This window comes from Porticoccus sp., from assembly GCF_041592135.1.
In the GTDB taxonomy this organism is placed as follows: Bacteria; Pseudomonadota; Gammaproteobacteria; order Pseudomonadales; family Porticoccaceae; genus Porticoccus.
The window spans coordinates 1-4,909 of sequence record NZ_JBFHQR010000155.1; the positions used below are offsets into that span (position 1 = coordinate 1).

7 protein-coding genes are annotated in these 4,909 nt (G+C 54.7%); 3 read left to right on the top strand and 4 right to left on the bottom strand.

Annotated elements, in window-relative coordinates:
• Positions 1 to 1,598, bottom strand: a 1,598-nt coding sequence (locus ABY948_RS11155) for a bifunctional aconitate hydratase 2/2-methylisocitrate dehydratase (RefSeq protein WP_461482617.1), incomplete at its 3' end; no start/stop codon positions are given.
• A 259-nt stretch (positions 1,599 to 1,857) separates the two neighbouring features.
• On the opposite strand from ABY948_RS11155, the gene ABY948_RS11160 reads away from it, so the two are divergent.
• From ABY948_RS11160 to ABY948_RS11170, 3 genes are all read left to right on the top strand, one after another.
• Complete coding sequence (locus ABY948_RS11160; RefSeq protein WP_461482611.1) at positions 1,858 to 2,499, top strand: glutathione S-transferase family protein; 642 nt, start codon at positions 1,858 to 1,860, stop codon at positions 2,497 to 2,499.
• Positions 2,500 to 2,507: 8 nt separating this feature from the next.
• Positions 2,508 to 3,122: a MiaE family protein gene (locus tag ABY948_RS11165; protein WP_461482612.1), complete on the top strand. Its 615-nt coding sequence runs from the start codon at positions 2,508 to 2,510 to the stop codon at positions 3,120 to 3,122.
• A 286-nt stretch (positions 3,123 to 3,408) separates the two neighbouring features.
• Positions 3,409 to 3,666, top strand: coding sequence for a SymE family type I addiction module toxin (locus ABY948_RS11170; protein WP_461482613.1), 258 nt, complete (start codon positions 3,409 to 3,411; stop codon positions 3,664 to 3,666).
• Positions 3,667 to 3,699: 33 nt separating this feature from the next.
• Here the strand turns inward: ABY948_RS11170 and ABY948_RS11175 are convergent, their stop codons facing one another.
• From ABY948_RS11175 to ABY948_RS11185, 3 genes are all read right to left on the bottom strand, one after another.
• Positions 3,700 to 3,981: a hypothetical protein gene (locus ABY948_RS11175; RefSeq protein ID WP_461482614.1), complete on the bottom strand. Its 282-nt coding sequence runs from the start codon at positions 3,979 to 3,981 to the stop codon at positions 3,700 to 3,702.
• 9 nt (positions 3,982 to 3,990) lie between these two features.
• Positions 3,991 to 4,434: a hypothetical protein gene (locus tag ABY948_RS11180; protein WP_461482615.1), complete on the bottom strand. Its 444-nt coding sequence runs from the start codon at positions 4,432 to 4,434 to the stop codon at positions 3,991 to 3,993.
• Positions 4,435 to 4,579: 145 nt separating this feature from the next.
• Positions 4,580 to 4,909, bottom strand: a 330-nt coding sequence (locus ABY948_RS11185) for a hypothetical protein (RefSeq protein WP_461482616.1), incomplete at its 5' end; no start/stop codon positions are given.

Sequence of the window (4,909 nt, forward strand, 5' to 3'; positions counted from 1 at the left end):
ACCAGTACCGATTCCGGCATATCCAGCGGCATCACGCCGGTGGCGGCGGCAAAGGCCACCAGGCCGGAACCGCCGGGGAAGGAGATGCCCATCGGGAAACGGGTGTGGGAGTCGCCGCCGGTGCCGACGGTGTCGGGCAGCAGCATACGGTTCAGCCAGCTGTGGATAATGCCGTCACCGGGACGCAGGGACACGCCGCCGCGGTTCATGATGAAGTCGGGCAGGGTGTGCTGGGTGTCGATGTCCACCGGCTTGGGGTAAGCGGCGGTGTGACAGAAAGACTGCATCACCAGGTCGGCGGAGAAGCCCAGACAGGCCAGGTCTTTCAGCTCGTCGCGGGTCATCGGGCCGGTGGTGTCCTGGGAGCCGACAGTGGTCATCTTCGGTTCGCAGTAAGTGCCGGGGCGAACGCCGGCAACGCCGCAAGCTTTGCCGACCATCTTCTGGGCCAGGGTGTAACCCTTGCCGGTGTCAACCGGTTGCGCGGGCTGGCGGAACAGGTCGGAAGCGGGCAGGCCGAGGTATTCGCGGGCGCGCTGGGTCAAACCGCGGCCAACGATCAGGTTGATACGGCCGTCGGCGCGCACTTCGTCCAGGATCACATCGGACTTGAAGGCGAACTCGGACAGTACGGCGCCGGATTCGCTGAGAATTTTGCCGTCGTAGGGGCGGATTTCGATCACGTCACCCATGTTGATCTCGTCGACGGGTGCTTCGAAGACCAGTGCGCCGGCATCTTCCATGGTGTTGAAGAAGATCGGGGCGACCTTGCTGCCGATACAGATGCCGCCGGAGCGCTTGTTGGGTACGCCGGGCATGTCTTCGCCGAAGAACCACAGCACCGAGTTGGTGGCGGATTTGCGGGAGGAGCCGGTGCCGACCACGTCGCCGACGAAGGCGACCGGCAGGCCTTTGGCCTTGATGTCATCGATCTGTTTCATCGGGCCGATCTTGCCGGGCTCGTCGGGGGTCAGGCCGTCCCGTTGCATTTTGTAGGCGGCGAGGGCGTGCAGGGGAATATCGGGGCGCGACCAGGCGTCGGGCGCCGGGGACAGATCGTCGGTATTGGTTTCACCGGTCACCTTGAAGACGATGGCCTTGATGCTTTCCGGAACGGCGTCCTGCTTGGTGAACCACTCGGCGTCGGCCCAGGATTGCAGCACCGCTTTGGCATCGGCATTGCCGGCGTCGGCTTTTTCAGCCACGTCGTGGAAGGCGTCGAACACCAGGGTAGTGCCCTTCAGTTCTTCTGCGCACTGGGCACTCAGTTCCGCGCTGTCGAGCAGTTCGACCAGCGTGGCCACGTTATAGCCGCCGTGCATGTTGCCCAGCAGTTTGACAGCGTTGAGCTGATCGATCAGCGGGCAGGCCACTTCGCCCTTGGCAACGGCGCTGAGGAAGCCGGCTTTAACATAAGCGGCTTCGTCCACTCCCGGCGGGACGCGATTGGCAATCAGGTCCAGCAAAAATGCTTCTTCACCGGCGGGTGGGTTTTTCAACAGCTCCACCAGCTCGGCAGTCCATTCCGGGGACAGGGGTTTCGGGGGGATTCCTTGTGCGGCACGTTCCGCTACATGTTGGCGATAGGCTTCAAGCACGATCTGCATCCTCTTATCTTGTGGATTTACCCGGCACAGGGGGATCACCACTGGTCGGGGTCTATCGGTAACACATTACCGATGGGGTGTTCGGCTGCTGGGCCATAAAGGCCACGGGCGCAAGGGCTCAGTATAGTACATCAATTTCCCCGCCTGGGTAACGTGACTAAAGTGGATAACCGCCATTCATCCGGTAAATTCTCTGTTACACTTTGCCTCACAATAACCAGTCCTGACGGGCATTTCGGGGGGAACGGCCATGCTCAAGCTCTATGGGTTTCACGTCAGCAACTACTTCAATATGGTCAAGCTGGCGCTGCTGGAAAAGGGCTTTGAATTCGAGGAAGTTCGCACCTACCCCAGCCAGGAACCACAGTTTCTCGCCATGAGCCCGATGGGCAAGATTCCCTGCCTGGAGGCCCGCGAGGGCTTCCTCACCGAGACCGCCGCCATCCTGGAATTCCTCGAAGACGTCACGCCGGAAGTGCCGCTACTGCCCGCCGACCCATTTGCCCGGGCCAAGGTGCGCGAGCTGATGAGGGTCTGCGAGCTGTATATCGAACTGCCGGCCCGGCGCCTCTACAGCGGCAACAATACCCAACAGACCATCGACGAAGTCAAACCGCTGGTGGAACGGGGGCTGAAAGCCCTGGGTCGACTGGCACAGTTTGGGCCCTACCTGGCGGGCCGGGATTTCAGCTATGCCGACATCGTCGCCTATCACAGCTTTGGTGCGGTGGCGCGAACCATGCGGATGGTTTACGGTTGGGAAGTGATGGACGAGGTGGCCGGGTTGGCGGACTGGTATAAAGCCGTCGCCAACAGACCCATCGTGCATCAGCTGGACAGCACCATCGCCGATGAGCGCCAGTCCTTTTTCAGCAAGCAAAGCGGAGAGTAGTCGCGCCGATGTCTGTACTGGAGGAAATCCAGGCTTTTTTGCCCTGCCCCACACCCGACCACTGGGTCAAGGAGGCGAAGGACCCCCAAAACCTGGAAATTTTGTTGATAGATCATGCGAATTGCGAGAAAAAAGCGGCCAGCACCGCCCTGAACCTGATCTACCGCTATGTGGACAACTTCGAGCTGCTCAACAAGATGTCGCGGCTGGCCCGGGAAGAGATGCGTCACTTCGAACAGGTGATCGCCATCATGAAAAAGCGCGGCATCGAATACCGCAATATCAGTGCCGCCCGCTATGCGGCGGGGTTGCGAGAAAAAGTGCGCACCCATGAACCCGCCAAGCTGGTGGATACCCTCATCGTCGGCGCCTTTATCGAAGCCCGCTCCTGCGAGCGCTTCGCCAAGCTGGCGCCGCACTTGGATGAGGAATTGCAGAAATTCTACCTGTCGCTGCTCACCTCCGAGGGCCGCCATTACCGGGACTACCTCAACCTGGCCCGCCAGGCCGGTGGTGCCCAGGAAGTGGAAAAACGCATCGCCGTATTCCGCGAGCAGGAGCAGCAACTGGTGGAAGCCCAGGACAGTGAATTCCGGTTCCATTCGGGGCCGGTGATAATTTGAAAAAGAAAATTTAAGGGTGAAATAGAGCGGCTATATGGTAGGCAGATGGGGTGAATCTGGATGGGCAAGCTGGTGCAAAGACCGATTTGACCGTACTTATTCAGAGCTGGAGCGATTGGTGTGCTGCCCCGCTATTTGGCTGAACCGAGCAAGCACGCAGAATCACATTGATTTGCGAGGGATTTTGGCTCAGCCAGCTGGTGGGGATGGCAGTGGAAAAATAAATTTGTCCCCTTTTTTCTTTTTTCTCCTCCGACTATCACAACAACCTGACCAAGAGGTTATTATGAGTAACGGTAATCATAAGCCAGATTCGCGCCCGGCAACAAAAAAATCACAGCAACGGCAAATCAAAGTCTGCCAACAATCACGTGACTACCGGCCCAAACATCTTTCGCCTTATGCGGCCAACCCATCCGTGCCCTGGATACAACTCAAAGGTAAATGGCTCGAGAAAGCTGGCTTTGCCATTGATACGCTCATCAAGGTGCGAGTGATGAATGGCTGTCTCGTGCTAACGGCGCAAGCGCAAAAACCGGAGTGATAAACAAAAGGCCCGCAACGCGGGCATTAGCCTTTATTCTTTCTTATCGCCCACTTCATCAACAACTTTTGCCTTTGCAGCAAACATAAAATCAAAGCAGGCAACCACCACCAAAAATAATAAAATTCCGGCTAAACTTAACTCAAAAAAATATTTAAGGAATAACAACACGGCTAGATAGGCAAAATATCTGAGCATTGTATTGGATTGGTTGACCATTAAACGTGCCTTGCAACCAGAACATACAAAACCTTGTGGGTCTGTACTTAGATATTTTTTTAAGCCTATTTTTTCTCCACAGTTTGGGCAATTCATTATAATTTCCTATTGAGCGGGGCAACTTGTATCTTCTTCATCGCATTCACAAACCAATGTCTCAATTAATGTCCCACACGTCTGGGAAACTGCCACTTCGGTTCCAAGACCAATAATTGGAGCAGCTCCAGAAGGACTTGATGCAGCGGCAGCGCCTGCCTGACTTCCTACCACATCACACAACACATCGACCCATACTTTTTCCGTTCGGCACTTCTGCAAACATTCCCTATCTTTATCATTATTCATTGATCCAGGAAACGCGCTGGCATCGCCGTTATTATGGTCTGGCCCACCATTATCACAAATATAATAATCGTCAAAACCTGGACCACCATCCACCAATCTACAGCCCGAAAATAGACCTAACGGATCAGAAAAAATCACAGGATTTTGAGGGGCGTAACTGTAGGTGTTTATTCCACCCCGAAGTCCAATAGGATCACTTTGCATGTATTCCTACCGCATCATGTATGAACTGACCGGCGACACCATTTACATTCACGGTGTCGTTCACAAGCGGCGACATTTTCAGCCTGAGGATTTACAAAGACCTTAAACAGAAAGCCCAGCGCTTGGCTGGGCTTGCATCTAAAAATCACAAGTTATTTTTCTTGAGGAGTATACCTACAACAGCGCCAAGGCCAATTGTTAACGAACTCAATACCAAGTAAATCGGGAAAGTTACTTTCAGCCCAGGCAAGCCCGCAAAGTCAATCGTTGTACCAAACTGACCGGACAGAAAATGAACCAAAGGGCCAAGCACACTCAAAACCAAAATAAGTGATAACCCCTTTAAAAACCTCATTTTTTTGGAAAGAGACACTACCACAAGAGAAGCAATAATCGGTAACAGCCAGAGAACCGACAAAATTAAATTTCTACTCAATCCTAACCGGCTATAAACGTACTCTTTGAAGACCACAGT

Bases quoted from the DNA above. Each gene is read 5' to 3' on its own strand.
- ABY948_RS11160 (WP_461482611.1), top strand. From the start codon at position 1,858: ATGCTCAAGCTCTATGGGTTTCACGTCAGCAACTACTTCAATATGGTC.
- ABY948_RS11165 (WP_461482612.1), top strand. From the start codon at position 2,508: ATGTCTGTACTGGAGGAAATCCAGGCTTTTTTGCCCTGCCCCACACCC.
- ABY948_RS11170 (WP_461482613.1), top strand. From the start codon at position 3,409: ATGAGTAACGGTAATCATAAGCCAGATTCGCGCCCGGCAACAAAAAAA.
- ABY948_RS11175 (WP_461482614.1), bottom strand. From the start codon at position 3,981: ATGAATTGCCCAAACTGTGGAGAAAAAATAGGCTTAAAAAAATATCTA.
- ABY948_RS11180 (WP_461482615.1), bottom strand. From the start codon at position 4,434: ATGCAAAGTGATCCTATTGGACTTCGGGGTGGAATAAACACCTACAGT.